Annotated in this window: 16 protein-coding genes; 7 read left to right on the top strand and 9 right to left on the bottom strand. The window is 59.1% G+C overall.

Features of this window, described 5'->3' with window-relative positions:
• The first annotated feature begins 44 nt into the window (after positions 1-44).
• Positions 45-749 (top strand): FadR/GntR family transcriptional regulator, encoded by a 705-nt coding sequence (locus tag KW846_RS26335; RefSeq protein ID WP_218486081.1) that lies wholly within the window; start codon positions 45-47, stop codon positions 747-749.
• A 25-nt stretch (positions 750-774) separates the two neighbouring features.
• Complete coding sequence (locus KW846_RS26330; RefSeq protein ID WP_218486047.1) at positions 775-1455, top strand: GntR family transcriptional regulator; 681 nt, start codon at positions 775-777, stop codon at positions 1453-1455.
• Between the two features lie 113 nt (positions 1456-1568).
• Here KW846_RS26330 and yjiA read toward each other — a convergent pair whose 3' ends face one another.
• From yjiA to KW846_RS26315, 3 genes are all read right to left on the bottom strand, one after another.
• Positions 1569-2540, bottom strand: coding sequence for a GTPase (gene yjiA / locus KW846_RS26325; protein ID WP_218486046.1), 972 nt, complete (start codon positions 2538-2540; stop codon positions 1569-1571).
• 139 nt (positions 2541-2679) lie between these two features.
• Entirely contained in the window at positions 2680-2877 is a 198-nt protein-coding gene (locus tag KW846_RS26320; protein WP_095633526.1) for a YbdD/YjiX family protein, read from the bottom strand.
• Positions 2878-2892: 15 nt separating this feature from the next.
• Positions 2893-4959, bottom strand: a complete 2067-nt coding sequence (locus KW846_RS26315) for a carbon starvation CstA family protein (RefSeq protein ID WP_218486045.1) — start codon at positions 4957-4959, stop codon at positions 2893-2895.
• Between the two features lie 160 nt (positions 4960-5119).
• Between KW846_RS26315 and KW846_RS26310 the strand changes: the two genes are divergently transcribed.
• Complete coding sequence (locus KW846_RS26310) at positions 5120-5488, top strand: PilZ domain-containing protein (protein WP_218486044.1); 369 nt, start codon at positions 5120-5122, stop codon at positions 5486-5488.
• 105 nt (positions 5489-5593) lie between these two features.
• Here the strand turns inward: KW846_RS26310 and radA are convergent, their stop codons facing one another.
• Positions 5594-6961 carry a DNA repair protein RadA gene (radA, locus tag KW846_RS26305; RefSeq protein WP_007981045.1) on the bottom strand — a complete coding sequence of 456 codons (1368 nt, stop codon included), beginning with the start codon at positions 6959-6961 and terminating at the stop codon, positions 5594-5596.
• Between the two features lie 602 nt (positions 6962-7563).
• Between radA and mscL the strand changes: the two genes are divergently transcribed.
• Positions 7564-7977 (top strand): large-conductance mechanosensitive channel protein MscL, encoded by a 414-nt coding sequence (mscL, locus tag KW846_RS26300; protein WP_007981043.1) that lies wholly within the window; start codon positions 7564-7566, stop codon positions 7975-7977.
• A gap of 41 nt (positions 7978-8018) precedes the next feature.
• On the opposite strand, the gene KW846_RS26295 is transcribed toward mscL, so the two are convergent.
• Positions 8019-8795 carry a ferredoxin--NADP reductase gene (locus KW846_RS26295; protein WP_007981041.1) on the bottom strand — a complete coding sequence of 259 codons (777 nt, stop codon included), beginning with the start codon at positions 8793-8795 and terminating at the stop codon, positions 8019-8021.
• A 307-nt stretch (positions 8796-9102) separates the two neighbouring features.
• Between KW846_RS26295 and KW846_RS26290 the strand changes: the two genes are divergently transcribed.
• Both KW846_RS26290 and KW846_RS26285 read left to right on the top strand, forming a co-directional pair.
• Positions 9103-9816, top strand: coding sequence for an autoinducer binding domain-containing protein (locus KW846_RS26290; RefSeq protein ID WP_218486043.1), 714 nt, complete (start codon positions 9103-9105; stop codon positions 9814-9816).
• 175 nt (positions 9817-9991) lie between these two features.
• On the top strand, positions 9992-11116 hold the full coding sequence (locus KW846_RS26285; protein WP_218486042.1) for a methyltransferase: 1125 nt from the start codon (positions 9992-9994) through the stop codon (positions 11114-11116).
• Between the two features lie 64 nt (positions 11117-11180).
• Here KW846_RS26285 and KW846_RS26280 read toward each other — a convergent pair whose 3' ends face one another.
• From KW846_RS26280 to KW846_RS26270, 3 genes are all read right to left on the bottom strand, one after another.
• Positions 11181-11348 carry a DUF2474 domain-containing protein gene (locus KW846_RS26280; RefSeq protein ID WP_218486041.1) on the bottom strand — a complete coding sequence of 56 codons (168 nt, stop codon included), beginning with the start codon at positions 11346-11348 and terminating at the stop codon, positions 11181-11183.
• 73 nt (positions 11349-11421) lie between these two features.
• Positions 11422-12429 carry a cytochrome d ubiquinol oxidase subunit II gene (gene cydB, locus KW846_RS26275; RefSeq protein ID WP_218486040.1) on the bottom strand — a complete coding sequence of 336 codons (1008 nt, stop codon included), beginning with the start codon at positions 12427-12429 and terminating at the stop codon, positions 11422-11424.
• A gap of 3 nt (positions 12430-12432) precedes the next feature.
• Entirely contained in the window at positions 12433-13869 is a 1437-nt protein-coding gene (locus KW846_RS26270) for a cytochrome ubiquinol oxidase subunit I (RefSeq protein WP_007975777.1), read from the bottom strand.
• 469 nt (positions 13870-14338) lie between these two features.
• On the opposite strand from KW846_RS26270, the gene KW846_RS26265 reads away from it, so the two are divergent.
• Positions 14339-15598: an MFS transporter gene (locus tag KW846_RS26265; protein ID WP_218486039.1), complete on the top strand. Its 1260-nt coding sequence runs from the start codon at positions 14339-14341 to the stop codon at positions 15596-15598.
• On the opposite strand, the gene KW846_RS26260 is transcribed toward KW846_RS26265, so the two are convergent.
• Positions 15595-16146, bottom strand: a complete 552-nt coding sequence (locus tag KW846_RS26260) for a DJ-1 family glyoxalase III (RefSeq protein WP_218486038.1) — start codon at positions 16144-16146, stop codon at positions 15595-15597. The two genes, KW846_RS26265 and KW846_RS26260, sit on opposite strands and share 4 nt — an antisense overlap.
• Positions 16147-16210 lie beyond the last annotated feature (64 nt).

Here is a 16210-nt window from a genome sequence, read left to right as displayed (position 1 = left end):
CCGCCGTGCCTGCCGACCGCGGGCACGGCTCATGGAGCGAACAAGTGATTACCTCATCAACCGTCGTCAACTCAGTGGTAGAAAAACTTCGGGCCGCTTTGGCTCGAGGTCAGTGGCGCTCCGGCGAAATGCTGCCGGGGCAACGTGAACTGGCCGAACAACTGGGTATCAGCCGTCCGAGCCTGCGTGAAGCCGTCATCGTTCTGGAAACCCTCGGACTGGTGCGCTCGATGCCGGGCAAAGGCGTGGTGGTGCTCGAAGCCAATCTCGCCGACAACCAGGCGCATGACAACGCGGTGGCCGCAGCGAGCCTGGAAGACGTGCTGCAACTGCGCTACACCCTTGAGCCATTCATCGTCGGCCTCGTCGCGCAGTCCATCAGCAGCAAGGAGGTCGGGCAACTGCGCCTGACCCTGATGGACATGCGCGAAGCCCTGGAGGCCAATGACAGTGAAGCGGGCGTAAACGCCTACATTGCGTTCCACGAAGAACTGTTCACGCTGACGTCGAACCCGATCTTCCAGAGCGTGGTGCAGCAAACCAGCAATGCCCTCAAGCAAAGCGCCGAAGTGTTGCGCAACTCACCGGAGCATCTGGCCGAGCGACTTGAAGAAAACGAAGCCGTGGTGCGGGCCATCCGCAGCAAGAACAGCGCCCAGGCCAGCGCCGAGATGCGCCGGCACATTCTGCGCGAAGGCCAACGCATGGGTATCGAACTGAACATCCCGGAAGACAACCTCGGCAGTTGAAACCTCTTCGAACTGGAGATCGGCCATGAACAGCTTCGCCTCGCCACAAACACTCGCCACCCTGCCCGTCCGCCCTTCAGTGGATGATCTGTATTCGCGGGTCCTCGAGGCCATTTTCGAACAGCGCATCCATTCGGCCAGTCGCTTTACGGAAGAAAGCCTTGCACTGATGTTCGGTGCAAGGCGCAGCGACATGCGTGAGGTGCTGATGCGCCTGTCCCATCAGCACATCATCCTCCTTCGCGCCAACCATCGTCCCCGCGTCACCGAGCCCGATGCCGAGCAGACCCGGCAGACACTGCATGCCCGGCGACTGGCCGAGATCATGCTATTGCGCCTGGCGGCTCAGCGAGCGTGCGCGCAAGACTTGAAGCGCCTGCGGACACTGGTCGAAAAAGAGCGTCAATGCGCCGAGCGTGGCCGGGCGATTCGTTTGTCGGGCGAGTTTCATTTGCAGTTGGCAAAAATGGCGGGAAATGCGCCGCTAGCGCATTTTCTTGAGAGCCTTGTGCCATTGACTTCGTTGGCGATTGCGCAGTGTGAGGAGCAGATGCACAGTTGTTGTGCCTGGCAGGATCATTTGGCGATTGTTGATGCTGTTGAATGTGGAAATACTGCGACAGCGACCATGCTGATTAACCGGCATCTGGATCATCTGGAACAGACACTGCTCAATACAACCCGTGAACATTGTGTTGCCGGCTAGATTGCATCGCGGGCAAGCCCTCTCCCACAGTGTTCGAGGATGAGCTGTTCAACCAGAAACCTGTGGGAGCCGGGCTTGCCCGCGATGGCGTCCTCAAAGACGCCATAAAAACCTCAGTCCGCCGCCACCCGTGCAAACCCCTCACGAATTTTCTCTTCCGGCAAATCGTCAGCAATGAACACGATCACGCTCTCACGCAATTCGTCTTCAGCCCACTCGGTGTCCCAGTCGAACCCATAAAGCTTCAGTACCCCCTGAAACACCATGCGCCGTGGTTCACCGAGGATGCTCAATACGCCTTTGTACCGCAGTAACTGCTTGCCATGCGCCTCCAGCAGTTCGTTCATGAACTCGCTGAGCTTGTCGATATCCAGCGGCTTTTCAGTGCGCAGGACCAGGCTGGAAATGCGATCAATGGACGGTGCCTGGCTGACCGGTCGCAAACTCACACCGCCACCGAGGTCGGCGTTGAGATTGAAACCGCGCACGTCAAGCAATTCGGCCAGGTCGATCTTGCCGTGGTCGACCACGCGGATCGGGGCGCGACGGTTGATGCGGGTCAGGCGCTCGCTCAACGCGCTGAAGGTCGGCTCGTCTACCAGATCGCGCTTGCTCACCAGCAAGCGGTCGGCGAAACCGATCTGCGCCTGGGCGATGGTCTGGGTCAGGTGCGAGTCGGCATGTGCCGCGTCGACCAGCGTGATGATGCCGTCGAGGATGTAGCGCTCGCGCAGTTCTTCATCGATGAAGAAGGTTTGCGCCACGGGTGCCGGGTCGGCCAGGCCGGTGCATTCGATCACCAGGCGGTCGAAGGCGATATCGCCCTGGTCCAGACGTTCGAGCAACAGATAAAGCGCTTTGGTCAGGTCGGTATGGATGGTGCAGCAGACGCAGCCGTTGGAGAGCGTCATTACTTGTACCGGCTCATCGCCCAACAACTGCGTATCGATTCCGGCGTCGCTGAATTCATTCTCGATCACGGCGATTTTCAGGCCGTGCTCGGCCTTGAGCAGGTGACGCAACAGGGTGGTCTTGCCGGCGCCGAGGAAGCCGCTGAGGATCGTGACCGGGATGGGGGAGGACAAACGGGTTCTCCTTGGAAATGGAAACGCAAAAACAACTGTAGGAGCGAGCTTGCTCGCGATGAACGCAAGGATAACGCGAGCATTCAGACAGCACGCGTTATCGTTGACGTCCATCGCGAGCAAGCTCGCTCCCACAAGATCAACAGCACTTCGGCCCGCCCTTGCCACCGTAACGGGCTTCCTGACGTTCGCGGAAGAACATCTCGTAGCTCATCACCGGTTTGTCCGGGTGCCTGGTCTGCATGTGCTCGACGTAGTTGTCGTAGTCGGGCATGCCGACCATCAGGCGCGCGGCCTGACCGAGGTATTTACCGAGGCGACTCAGGTCATTGAACATGATGCAAATCCTCGATCACGCTTCCGGCAGAGCCTGGAATGGCGCTTCTTTATCCGTACGCTCTTTGCTGCCCCAGGCGGAAATACCGATCTTGAGCGCATAGAACAGGATGCTGAACACCACGAACAGGAACAGCGCGGTCAGCGTGGCGTTGGTGTAGGCGTTGAAAATTACGTGCTGCATCTGCGTGATGTCCTTGGCCGGGGCGAGGATCTGGCCGCTAGCCAAGGCATCGCTGTATTTTTTCGCCAGAGCGAGGAAGCCGATCGCCGGGTTGGCGTCGAACAGCTTGATGAAGCCGGCGGTGGTGGTGCAGATCAGCAACCACATGGCTGGCACCAGGGTCACCCAAATGTAGCGCTGGCGTTTCATCTTGATCAGCACGACGGTGCCGAGCATCAGCGCGATACCGGCCAGCATCTGGTTGGAGATACCGAACAGCGGCCACAAGGTGTTGATGCCGCCCAGCGGGTCGATCACGCCCTGGTACAGCAGATAACCCCACATGGCCACGCAACCGGCGGTGGCGATCAGGTTGGCGGTCCAGGATTCGGTGCGGCGCAGGGCCGGCACGAACGAGCCGAGCAAATCCTGAAGCATGAAGCGCCCGGCACGGGTACCGGCGTCGACTGCGGTCAGGATGAACAGCGCTTCGAACAGGATCGCGAAGTGGTACCAGAACGCCATGGTGTTCTCGCCCGGCAGAACACTGTGCAGGATCTGTGCGATCCCCACCGCCAGGGTCGGCGCACCACCGGCACGGGCCAGGATGGTGGTTTCCCCGATGTCATGGGCCACTGCCTGCAAGGCTTCCGGGGTAATGGCGAAGCCCCAGTTACTGACGGCTGTCGCAACGGCCACCACATCACCACCGACCACGGCCGCCGGGCTGTTCATGGCGAAGTACACACCCGGCTCGATCACCGACGCGGCGACCATGGCCATGATGGCCACGAAGGATTCCATCAGCATGCCGCCGTAACCGATGTAGCGGGCATTGGTTTCGTTATCCAGCAGTTTCGGTGTGGTCCCGGAAGAGATCAGCGCATGGAAACCCGACACCGCGCCACAGGCGATGGTGATGAACAGGAACGGGAACAGACCGCCCTTCCAGACCGGGCCGGAGCCGTCGATGAACTGGGTCAGGGCCGGCATTTTCAGCTCGGGCATGGTCACCAGGATGCCGATGGCCAGGGCGACGATGGTGCCGATTTTCAGGAAGGTCGACAGGTAGTCACGGGGTGCCAGGATCAGCCACACCGGCAACACCGCCGCGACAAAACCGTAACCGATCAGCATCCAGGTGATTTCTACGCCAGTAAAGCTGAACGCCTTGGCCCACACCGGATCCGCGGCAATCTGCCCGCCGAGCCAGATCGAGCCGAGCAGCAACAGCACGCCGATCACCGAGATCTCGCCGATGCGGCCCGGGCGGATGTAGCGCATGTAGATGCCCATGAACATCGCGATCGGGATGGTCGCCATCACCGTGAAAATCCCCCACGGGCTCTCGGCCAAGGCTTTCACCACGATCAGCGCCAGCACCGCGAGGATGATGATCATGATCAGGAAGCAACCGAACAGCGCGATGGTGCCGGGGATGCGGCCCATTTCCTCACGGACCATGTCGCCCAGGGAGCGGCCGTTGCGGCGGGTGGACATGAACAGGACCATGAAGTCCTGCACCGAACCGGCCAGCACCACGCCGGCGATCAGCCACAGCGTGCCGGGCAGGTAGCCCATCTGCGCGGCCAGCACCGGGCCGACCAACGGCCCCGCGCCAGCGATGGCGGCGAAGTGGTGACCGAAGAGGATGTGTTTATTGGTCGGAACGTAATCCAGACCGTCATTGTTGATCACGGCGGGAGTGGCCCGTCGCGCATCGAGTTGCATGACACTGTTGGCGATGAACAGACTGTAGTAACGGTAGGCGACCAGATAGATGGCGACGGCAGCGACCACGATCCACAAGGCATTGATTGCCTCGCCTCGACGCAATGCCACGACACCCAGGGCGCACGCACCTACGATTGCCAGCACCAGCCAGGGCAGATGGCGTAGCGGGCTATTATTATTTTTCATTTTATTATTCCAGCCAGAGTGGACAAGAAAGACAGCCACCCCGAGTTTAGCGCTCCTGACGGCAAAGACCATACCCCGACATAGGTCTGGACACCGGCCAGCGCTGGCAGCCTTGAAGAATGCAGGTCTATAGTCAGCGTACATCTACGAGGACCGTGCCATGAGCGAGCACCCTGCCGACCGTCGCCGCTTCAAACGTATTGCGTTCGATGCCCGAACTGACTTGAGTCAGGGTGAGTTCACCTGGCCGGTGCAGTTGATTGATCTATCGCTCAAGGGGGTGCTGATCGAGCGACCCGATCCGTGGTTGGGCAATCCGCAGCAGGATTTTCTGGTCGACATTCATCTGAGCGAAGACGTCGACATCATCATGGATGCGCAACTGGCCCACGATGACCATGGCCAACTCGGCTTTGTCTGCCTGCACATCGGCCTGGAATCCATAGAACGGTTGCGGCGACTGATCGAGCTCAACCTGGCCGACGAGGTCGAACTCGAGCGAGAGTTGGGTGCACTGATCGAAATTTGAACGCACCTCCCTGTAGGAGCTGCCGAAGGCTGCGATCTTTTGATCTTGAAAATGCAAGATCAAAAGATCGCAGCCTTCGGCAGCTCCTACACAGGGAGACAGGCGTTATTCGAAGAGTGCGTCGAGGGCCTGTTCCAGACGGGTTACGGCAATAATCTGCAACCCCGGTGGCGCCTCCTTCGGCGCATTGCCCTTAGGCACGATGGCCCGCTTGAAGCCGTGCTTGGCAGCCTCTTTCAAACGCTCCTGACCGCTCGGCACAGGTCGCACCTCACCGGAAAGCCCCACTTCGCCGAACACCAGCAGATCGTGAGGCAGCGGCCGGTTGCGTAAACTGGACATCACCGCTGCCATCAATGCCAGGTCGGACGCCGTTTCGAGCACCTTGACCCCGCCGACCACGTTGAGAAACACGTCCTGATCGTGGGTCGGAATGCCACCATGACGGTGCAGCACCGCCAGCAACATCGCCAGCCGGTTTTGATCCAGCCCCAGCGTGACCCGCCGCGGGTTGGCCAAATGGCTATCGTCCACCAGCGCCTGTACCTCCACCAACATCGGCCGCGTGCCTTCCCACGTCGCCATGACCACACTGCCCGGGACTTCCTCCTGGGCACGGGTCAGAAAAATCGCCGAAGGGTTGGAGACTTCTTTCAGGCCCTTGTCGGTCATGCCGAACACGCCCAGTTCATTGACGGCACCGAAACGGTTCTTCACCGCCCGCAGCAAACGCAGGCGCCCGTCGGACTCACCTTCGAAATACAGCACAGTGTCGACCATGTGCTCCAGAACCCGAGGCCCCGCCAGCGCGCCTTCCTTGGTGACATGGCCCACCAGGAAAATCGCCGTACCGCTCTGCTTGGCATAACGCACCAGCAACGCCGCGCTTTCACGCACCTGGGATACACCACCCGGTGCCGATTGCAGTTGCTCGGTAAAGATCGTCTGGATCGAGTCGATCACCATCACCCTGGGCTTTTCCTGGCGGGCCGTGGCAATGATGGCTTCGATGCAGGTTTCGGTCATGACCCGCAGTTGATCCTGAGGCAACCCCAGGCGTCGCGCACGCATGGCCACTTGCTGCTGGGACTCTTCACCGGTGACGTACAAAGCCGGCATGCTCTTGGCGAGGTTGCACAACGTTTGCAGCAGAATGGTCGACTTGCCGATGCCCGGATCGCCACCGATCAGCACCACCGAGCCATCCACCAGACCACCACCCAGAACCCTGTCGAGCTCGCTGGAAGCAGTGGAGAAGCGCGGAACTTCTTCGACACTGACTTCAGCCAGCGTCTTGATCTGCGCCTGCTGGCCGGCCCAGCCGGTACGACCGCTGGGGGCGGCTGCCCCGCCGCTTTCCACCATGGTTTCGGTGAGCGTGTTCCAGGCCCCGCATTCACCGCACTGCCCGGCCCATTTGGGGAAGGTTGAGCCGCACTCGGTGCAGCCGTACATGCGCTTGGCCTTGGCCATCGGAACTCCCGGAAAAAAACGCGATGATAGCTCAGCTGAGGCACGCGAGTGCGGCCAGATATTTGCAATCTTCTGGATGATTTCAAATAGCCATAATCTATTCGTACTTTTTTGAAATAAGACCGCGATAAATCCTTGTATAAGTTTTTACCCAACATACTCAACAAACACTTGAGACATGCCTTACTACCCCTTTAAAAACCTATACAAGCTTTATTCATTTATACACCTGATGCACAACTTCAAAAACGCTCACATAGAGAGAACCCCAAACTAACGAAACAGTTAACAGCATTGCAACTGCAATTAATTTTCAACACCGACTTTTTTGTTTAACAATTACCCGAACAATTTCAACATCCCAACTCAAGGAGGGTACTTCAACCTGGTTCGCTCACACAGCGAAGTCATATCGCTGAAAAAAGCCGTAAGCGAACCGCCGCAGAAGGGCTGGCCGGCCCACAAATGAGATCAATCGACGAGTTCTCCATGACCACCCGGATCGATTGCTGGCAAGCTCGGCAGACCGTTGATTCGAGCAGAATGCGATTGGCTGATTTACACTGCGTTCATCAACCTCATCTGTAACAAGGAAATAACCTATGGGCGTGCTAAACGAGTTCAAGGCCTTCGCGGTCAAAGGCAACGTGGTCGACATGGCCGTCGGCATCATCATCGGCGCAGCCTTCGGCAAGATCGTCACATCGTTTGTCGGTGACCTGGTCATGCCGCCAATCGGGATGCTGATCGGTGGTGTGGACTTCAGTGACCTGGCCATAACGCTCAAGGCAGCAGAGGGTGCGACTCCGGCGGTGGTGCTGGCTTATGGCAAATTCATCCAGACCATCATCGACTTCATCATCGTCGCCCTCGCGATCTTCGTCGGCGTCAAGGCCATCAACCGCCTGAAGCGCGAAGAGGCCGTGGCTCCGAGCCTGCCGCCGGTTCCAACCAAGGAAGAAGAGTTGCTGGGAGAGATCCGCGACTTGCTCAAGGCCCAGAACAACCGGCCTTGACCGCCCCCGCATCAAACGGCGCCTTCGAGGCGCCGTTTTTTTTACCAGAAGTTTTCCACCGCCACCTGACCGGGTCGCCGGCTGAGGCTCAAGTGCATGTCCCGCTGTTTAAGCAGCTTGCGCGTGTCATCGATCATCTGCGGATTGCCGCACAGCATGACCCGTGAGTGTTCAGGCGTCAGCGCAACACCTGCGGCGCGCTCCAGTTCGCCACTGTCAATCAGTGTGGTGATCCGCCCGTTCAATGAGCCCGGATGCTGTTCACGAGTGACCGTGGTGATGAATTGCAGTTTGTGTGCGTACTCGGCCAGATAGTCACGTTGCGTCAGCCCCGCGATCAGTTCCTGATAAGCCAGTTCCCGGGCTTCACGAACGCTATACACCAGGATGATCCGCTCGAATCGCTCCCAGACTTCAAAGTCCTGCAGTATCGACAGGAACGGCGCCACGCCGGTTCCGGTGGATAACAGCCATAGATCGCGCCCATCGACAAAACGGTCCAGCGTCAGGTAACCAAAGGCCTGGCGGTCGACCAGCAATTTGTCGCCAACGACCAGCCGGCTGAGCTCGCTGGTGAACTCACCACCCGGCACGACAATGGAAAAGAACTCGAGGAACTCGTCAAAGGGTGAGGACACCATCGAGTAGGCGCGCCATACCGTGCTGCCATCAGCCCTGGTGACGCCCAACCGGGCAAACTGCCCCGCCCGAAAACGAAACCCCGCATCCCGTGTGGCACGCAGGGTAAACAGGTTCGGGGTCAACGGATGAACCTCGAGCAAGGTCTGACGGGTAAATTTTTCTTCGCTGACGGACATGGAAGGCTCCAATCAATAGATACCTCAGTGTCCCGCAAAGACGGCAGCATAAACACAGACATTTTGTAGTGTTATTGAGTGTGCAACTTATTGATTATTCGATATGAGAAACACCAGACAATATAAAATGACAAATGGCATTTAATATTTAACACACGGTTTAAGAACCTGGCACACACTTTTTCAGCCGTTAAAAGAGCAAAATCGTCGAACTACAATTGTCGGATATGTCCTACACTCCGTCACGTGCCGGATCTCGGATCCAAAACAAGCACCCTCCGGAAACATACTGTTGGAGACCCCGTATATGGAAATCTGGAAGGAGTCACAGCTTCAACTGCTTTCTCAAACACAGGACATTAATACGGCCTATCGAATATCACTGAATTTCGTCAGGAACCTTGGATATAAATTTTGTGCCTTTTCAACCATTTCAGCGAACAGTCGCACTGATTGCTGCCCCGTCAACCTGAACAACTATCCACACGACTGGAACACACAGTATGAACAAAGCAACGCCAGAGAGATTGACCCCGTAGCGGCCTATTGCAATCACTCCATGCTACCCGTGCTCTGGAGCAAAGAGCTCTTCTGCGCAACCCCGTGGTTATGGCAACTGCTGCAACAGCAAGGCTTGGCCCATGGCTGGTCGCAAGCAATCCACGATGAAGAAAGCGGCCTGCGCAGCATTCTCAGCCTAGCCCGAAGCCATTGCCCGATTTCAGCCTATGAGCTGTACGAAAATCTTGGATTCTCGGTGTTCATCAGTCGCCACCTGCACGCCCTGGCGATCGGGATGCAACCAAAAAAACCGGTTCATACTAACGCCCCCTCCTTGTCACGGCGGGAAATCGAAGTATTGAAACTGTCGGCCGATGGCAAGACGGCTTATGAAATTGCCAGGATCCTCAACTTGAGTGAACGCACGATCAACTTTCATGTGCACAGGGCTATCGAAAAGCTCGGCGTCAACAACAAGATGGCGGCAGTCATGGCCGCGAACCGCTCCGGAGCCATCTGAAAGCGCCCGACAGCGGGAAAACCTGCGGGTAATCCGATCAAAAAAAACGTACCATTTGCGGTCCCTCCTGAGTGATGGCGTGTAGACCTTCACGACGCAGTACACTCGGACGGCTCCGCCCGCGCCAACGCCTCAGGGCAGCGGGACAACCGTTGATTACCCAGAGCCCCGCCCCATGCCTTTGCTCGAAACACCCTTCGCCAGCCTCGACCTGATCCGCCAGCCAGAACAGCAGAATGAACCGTTGCAAGCTTTCGATGCGGCTGATGAATACCTGCTCAATTATCTTGCCGAGCAGCAGCCAACGGCCGAGATGCGGGTATTGGTGCTCAACGACAGTTTCGGCGCGTTGGCGGCCAGCCTGGCGGGCAAGGTGCGGGTGGTCAGCAGCGGTGATTCGTTCCTGGCCTTGCAGGGCCTGGAAAAGAACCTGGTGCGCAACGGCCTGGCGTTTGATGCGGTACCGAGCGTCCCCGCCAGCGAGGCACCTGTCGGGCCATTCGACTGCGTACTGATCCGCGTACCGAAAACCCTGGCATTGCTGGAAGAGCAACTGATCCGTCTGCAAGGGCAACTGGCACCTGGCGCCCAAGTGATCGCCGCGGCCATGATCAAGCACCTGCCCCGGGCGGCGGGCGACTTGCTGGAGCGCTACATCGGCCCCGTACAAGCCTCGCTGGCGGTGAAGAAGGCGCGGTTATTGATTGCCACGGCAGAAGACAAAACCCCGGTTGTGTCGCCTTACCCGACGCGGTACAGACTCGACGAACCGACTATCGAACTGCTCAACCACGCCAACGTGTTTTGCCGCGAAGGCCTGGACATCGGCACCCGGGCGTTTTTGCCACACCTGCCGAAAAACCTTGGCTCGGCGCGGGTCGCCGATCTCGGTTGCGGCAACGGTGTCCTGGCCATCGCCAGCGCCCTGCAAAACCCCGAGGCCCACTACACGCTGGTGGACGAATCATTCATGGCCGTGCAGTCGGCCGCCGAAAACTGGCACGCAGCGTTGGGTGAACGGGAAGTGATCGTACGTGCCGGCGATGGCCTGGCCGGCCAGGAACCGCAATCGCTTGACGTGGTGCTGTGCAATCCGCCGTTTCACCAGCAACAGGTCGTGGGCGACTTCCTGGCCTGGCGGATGTTCCAGCAAGCGCGCGAGGCGCTGGTTGTGGGCGGCGCGCTGTACATCGTCGGCAATCGTCACCTGGGTTACCACAGCAAGCTGGCGCGTTTGTTCCGTGGCGTCGAGCAAGTGGCAGCCAATCCGAAATTCGTGATCCTCAAGGCGCGAAAGTAACAGGCAAAAAAAACCCTCCGGTCGGAGGGTTGTAAATCCGCGCCTTGAGGCTGCGGGGGAGATGTCAGTGCGTCGTCAGACCGGCCGCGTTCATGAACAAACGCATCAGGCTGGCGACAATGAACAAGGCACCCACGCTGCCGACCCAGATCAGGGCCAACCAGCCGAGCCGCTGCCACAGCGGTTTTTTTTCGGCTTTTTCAATGTCGTGCAGGGAATGTTTGGCTGCCATAACGTCAATCCTCTTCAAGATTGATGGCGTCGCATCCGACGCCATCGCGAGCAAGCTCGCTCCCACAACAGGGCTAGTGATAACCGTCTTCATGAGTGACCTTGCCGCGGAACACGTAGTAGCTCCAGAAGGTGTAGCCCAGGATGAACGGGATGATGAACAGCGTGCCCACCAGCATGAAACCCTGGCTTTGCGGCGGTGCGGCGGCATCCCAGATCGAGATCGACGGCGGGATGATGTTCGGCCACAGGCTGATGCCCAACCCGCTGTAACCAAGGAAGATCAGCACCAGGGTCAACAGGAACGGCGTGTAGTGCGCATTGCGGGCCACGGCACGGATCAATCCGTACATTGTCACCAGCACCAGAATTGGCACCGGCATGAACCAGAACAGATTCGGCATGGTGAACCAGCGTGCGGCAATTTCCGCGTGGGCCAACGGAGTCCAGATGCTGACGATGCCGATCACCGCCAGCAGTACGAAGGCCAATGGCCGTGCCAGGTCATGCATCTGCTCCTGCAACTTGCCTTCGGTCTTCATGATCAGCCAGGTGCAACCGAGCAACGCATAGGCCACCACCAGCGCCGCGCCACAGAACATCGTGAACGGTGTCAGCCAGTCCAGTGAACCACCGGCGAACTGCCGATTGACCACCGGCAGCCCATCGATGAACGCACCGAGTGCCACACCCTGGAAGAACGTCGCGGTGATCGAGCCACCGATGAACGCCTTGTCCCACAGGTGACGTTTGTCGTCCCTGGCCTTGAAGCGGAACTCGAAGGCTACGCCGCGAAAGATCAGCCCGATCAACATCAGGATCAGCGGCAGGTACAACGCGGAAAGCACCACCGAATAGGCCAGCGGAAACGCGCCGAACAACGCCGCCCCCCCCAATACTAGCCAGGTCTCGTTGCCGTCCCAGACCGGGGCGACGGTGTTCATCATCACATCGCGATCGGTCTTGCCCGGAATGAACGGGAAGAGAATGCCGATGCCCAGGTCGAAACCGTCCATGACCACGTACATCATGATGCCGAAGATGATGATCACGGCCCAGATCAGCGGAAGATCAATACCCATGATTCAAATCTCCTTGGTCAGGCTGTGGCCCGCATCGGCGTGATCGTCGTCGGCGGCGGACAGCGGACGGGCCGGTGTGCGTTTCTGGCCGGGACCTCCGTCGTTGGTTTCCTTGCCTTCGTCGATCTTCGGCCCCTTTCGCACCAGGCGCATCATGTAGCCAAGTCCGGCGCCAAACAGGGCGAAATACACCACGACGAACAGGATCAGGGTGATGCTCATCTGCATGACGCTATGGTTGGACGACGCATCCGCCGTGCGCATCAGGCCGTAGACCACCCAAGGCTGACGGCCAATTTCGGTGGTGAACCAGCCGGCGAGGATCGCAATCAGACCTGAGGGCCCCATCCACAACGCCAGGTACAGGAACGGCCGCGAGGTGTAGAGGGTGTCGCGCTTGCGCAGCCACAGGCTCCACAACCCGGTGAAGATCATCAGCATGCCCAGGCCCACCATGATCCGGAACGACCAGAACACAATGGTCGAATTTGGCCGATCTTCAGGCGGGAACTCCTTGAGCGCCGGGACTTGCTTGTCCAGCGAGTGGGTCAGGATCAGGCTGCCCAGGTACGGAATCTCGACGGCGAATTTGGTTTTCTCCTCTTTCATGTCCGGCCAGCCGAACAGGATCAGCGGAGTCGCCTCGTTACCCTTGTTTTCCCAGTGCCCCTCGATCGCGGCGATTTTCGCCGGCTGATGCTCAAGTGTATTGAGGCCGTGGAAGTCGCCGATGACCGCCTGGATCGGCGCGACGATCAACGCCATCCACATGGCCATCGAGAGCATTTTGCGGATCGCCGGGTTGTCCTTGCCGCGCAGCAAATGCCAGGCCGCGGAGGCACCCACGAAGAAGGCCGTGGCTACGAACGCCGCCGTGGCCATGTGCATCAGGCGATACGGGAACGACGGGTTGAAGATGACTGCCAGCCAGTCGGTGGGGATGACCTGCCCGTTGACGATCTCGAAGCCCTGCGGGGTCTGCATCCAGCTGTTGGAGGCGAGAATCCAGAAGGTCGAGATCAACGTACCGATGGCGACCATCACGGTGGCGAAGAAGTGCAGGCCACGCCCGACCTTGTTCCAGCCAAAAAGCATGACCCCCAGGAACCCGGCCTCGAGGAAGAACGCCGTGAGCACTTCATAGGTCAGCAACGGCCCGGTAACCGATCCGGCGAAGTCCGAGAAGCGGCTCCAGTTGGTACCGAACTGATAGGCCATGACCAGGCCGGAAACCACGCCCATGCCGAAGTTGACGGCAAAGATCTTCGACCAGAAATGGTAGAGGTCACGGTAGGTGTCGTTATGGGTTTTCAACCACAGGCCTTCGAGTACCGCCAGGTAACTCGCCAGGCCGATGGTGATGGCCGGAAACAGGATGTGGAACGAGATGGTGAACGCGAACTGAATTCGGGCGAGATCAAGTGCCTCTAAACCGAACATAAGTCTTCCTCTGTCAGGTAGTACGGCTGCTGGCCGGAAGCCTGCACCCACGGCCCCCACGGATATGGAGTGTGGCGAATCTCTGTTTGTTCTTTTTTTGCACGCATCACAACGCAGGGAGTCTGGCCTTGCGGCCGCCGGATCAATTCCTTTTGCGGGTTTTGATCTGGATCAATCAACGTTGAAAGAGTAGTCCCAATTTCGGGGATGAACCGCGTGGTCTATTGCCGCGTGACAAGTTGCCTCATGGCCTTGGTCACGAGCTGAAATACATTTCCTGTGGGAGCGGGCTTGCTCGCGAAGGGGGCATCAGCTTCAACATCAATGTTGACTGACACTCAGCCTTCGCGAGCAAGCCCGCTCCCACAGGAAAATCGATGTCTGGCTAACTAAATTTTTTGTCATGGCAACTTTCTGTTACAGGTTGGTGATAATCTCGCTGTTCCCCTCTCCCCAGATTTCCCCGCAGATGCCCAGCCAAGAGCCCTTGCTGTTACGTCACCATCGCCCTTTTCTCGCGTTCTGGCTGGCCAGGATCTTTACTGCCAGCGGCTTCCAGATGCTCACCGTGGCCATCGGCTGGAACCTGTATCAATTGACCGGTAATGTGCTCGACCTGGGTCTGGTCGGCCTGGTCGAATTCGCCCCGCGCGTGCTGTTCATGCTGCACACAGGGCACGTTGCCGACCGCTATGACCGGCGCAGGGTCGCGGCGATCTGCCAGTCCCTGCAGGCATTGATCGCCCTGTCGCTGGCCATCGGCAGCGCAACCGACCATGTCACTCGGGAAATGATCTTTATCCTGGCCTTCCTGCTCGGCGCCGCGCGCTCCTTTGAAATGCCGACCACCCAGGCCCTGCTGCCAAGCATCGTGCCCAGCTCACTGTTTCCCCGGGCGGTGGCCGCCGCACAATCGGCCCAGCAATCAGCCACCATCGTCGCCCCGGCCCTCGGCGGTTTGCTCTACGCCTTCGGCAGCGTCTGGGTGTATGGCCCGACGGTGCTGCTGTATGTCATCGCCTGTTCGCTGATGCTCAACCTGCCGGCCCGGCAGACGCCGCTGAACAAGGGCAAGGCCACACTGGATTCACTGCTCGCGGGCATCCGCTTCATCCGCAGTCGTCCGGACATTCTCGGGGCGATCTCCCTCGATCTGTTCGCGGTGCTATTGGGGGGTGCCACGGCACTGCTGCCGGTGTTCGCCAAGGACATCTTGCTGACCGGCCCGTGGGGGCTGGGCCTGTTGCGCTCGGCACCGGCCGTGGGTGCGTTGCTGATGTCGCTGTTCCTGGCGCGGTTTGCCGTGGAGCGCAATGTCGGGCGGGTGATGTTCAGCGCCGTGGGCATCTTCGGCGTGGCGACCATCGCCTTCGGCCTGTCGACCTCGTTCTGGTTTTCCCTGGCAGTGTTGGTGGTGCTGGGCGCGGCAGACATGATCAGCATGGTGATCCGTGCCTCCTTCGTTCAACTGGAAACCCCGGACGAAATGCGCGGCCGGGTCAGCGCCGTGAACGGTCTGTTCATCGGGGCCTCGAACCAGTTGGGTGAATTCGAATCGGGCCTGACGGCCCACTGGTTCGGCACCGTGCCAGCCGTGGTCATGGGCGGGATCGGCACGCTGGTGGTGACCGGGGTATGGGTCAAACTGTTCCCGACCCTGGCCAGCCGCGATCGCATGCACGTGGCTAAAGATGAAGAGAAGGAAGAGGCAAAAGTCCAAGCAGGCTAAACCAACAACTCCCCCGCCACCGCCGCACGTGTGGCTTTACCGCAGAGTTGCTCCACCAGTGCCAGGGCAAATGCCAATGCGCCAGACGAGCCCTGTGCGGTGATGCAGTTGCCATCGACCACTACCGGTTGATCGACGAAGTTACAGCCCAACAGTTGATGGCTGGCCGATGGCAGGCAGGTCATGCGCCTTTGACGCAAAACGCCAAAGGCTTGCAGCGCCACGGCGGGCGCTTCGGCGATGCCGGCGAACAGGCGACCGGCTGCCGCCTGATCCTTGATCAATTGTTGCAGGGGTTGGTGGGCTGCCAAGTGCTGCGCCCCCACCGCGCCACCCGGCAAGGCAATCAGGTCGAAAGGCTGCGCCAGCAAGTCCACCAGCATGGCATCGGACGTCAGCCGAGTGCCGCGGGCGCAAGTGAGCATGCGCCGCCCTTCGATACTGGCCACCACCACTTCTACCTTGGCGCGGCGCAGTACGTCGATCAGGGTCACGGTTTGCAGGTCATCGGTACCCTCGGCGAGGGCAATCAAGGCTCTAAAGGTCATCGGGTACTGTCCACGGAATGATCTTTTAAGCGTAGTCAGCTTTCCCGCGCCTTGTTCGAGACAT

It is taken from the genome of Pseudomonas sp. PDM32 (genome assembly GCF_019219225.1).
GTDB lineage: Bacteria > Pseudomonadota > Gammaproteobacteria > Pseudomonadales > Pseudomonadaceae > Aquipseudomonas > Aquipseudomonas laurylsulfatiphila.
The sequence above is the reverse complement of the archived record's forward strand: the minus strand, read 5'-3'. Positions and strand labels throughout refer to the sequence as shown.

Excerpts from the sequence above, each read along its gene's own strand:
- KW846_RS26330 (WP_218486047.1), top strand. The coding sequence starts at position 775 with ATGAACAGCTTCGCCTCGCCACAAACACTCGCCACCCTGCCCGTCCGC.
- KW846_RS26320 (WP_095633526.1), bottom strand. The coding sequence starts at position 2,877 with ATGTTCAATGACCTGAGTCGCCTCGGTAAATACCTCGGTCAGGCCGCG.
- KW846_RS26315 (WP_218486045.1), bottom strand. The coding sequence starts at position 4,959 with ATGAAAAATAATAATAGCCCGCTACGCCATCTGCCCTGGCTGGTGCTG.
- KW846_RS26310 (WP_218486044.1), top strand. The coding sequence starts at position 5,120 with ATGAGCGAGCACCCTGCCGACCGTCGCCGCTTCAAACGTATTGCGTTC.
- radA (WP_007981045.1), bottom strand. The coding sequence starts at position 6,961 with ATGGCCAAGGCCAAGCGCATGTACGGCTGCACCGAGTGCGGCTCAACC.
- mscL (WP_007981043.1), top strand. The coding sequence starts at position 7,564 with ATGGGCGTGCTAAACGAGTTCAAGGCCTTCGCGGTCAAAGGCAACGTG.
- KW846_RS26295 (WP_007981041.1), bottom strand. The coding sequence starts at position 8,795 with ATGTCCGTCAGCGAAGAAAAATTTACCCGTCAGACCTTGCTCGAGGTT.
- KW846_RS26290 (WP_218486043.1), top strand. The coding sequence starts at position 9,103 with ATGGAAATCTGGAAGGAGTCACAGCTTCAACTGCTTTCTCAAACACAG.
- KW846_RS26285 (WP_218486042.1), top strand. The coding sequence starts at position 9,992 with ATGCCTTTGCTCGAAACACCCTTCGCCAGCCTCGACCTGATCCGCCAG.
- KW846_RS26280 (WP_218486041.1), bottom strand. The coding sequence starts at position 11,348 with ATGGCAGCCAAACATTCCCTGCACGACATTGAAAAAGCCGAAAAAAAA.
- cydB (WP_218486040.1), bottom strand. The coding sequence starts at position 12,429 with ATGGGTATTGATCTTCCGCTGATCTGGGCCGTGATCATCATCTTCGGC.
- KW846_RS26270 (WP_007975777.1), bottom strand. The coding sequence starts at position 13,869 with ATGTTCGGTTTAGAGGCACTTGATCTCGCCCGAATTCAGTTCGCGTTC.
- KW846_RS26265 (WP_218486039.1), top strand. The coding sequence starts at position 14,339 with ATGCCCAGCCAAGAGCCCTTGCTGTTACGTCACCATCGCCCTTTTCTC.
- KW846_RS26260 (WP_218486038.1), bottom strand. The coding sequence starts at position 16,146 with ATGACCTTTAGAGCCTTGATTGCCCTCGCCGAGGGTACCGATGACCTG.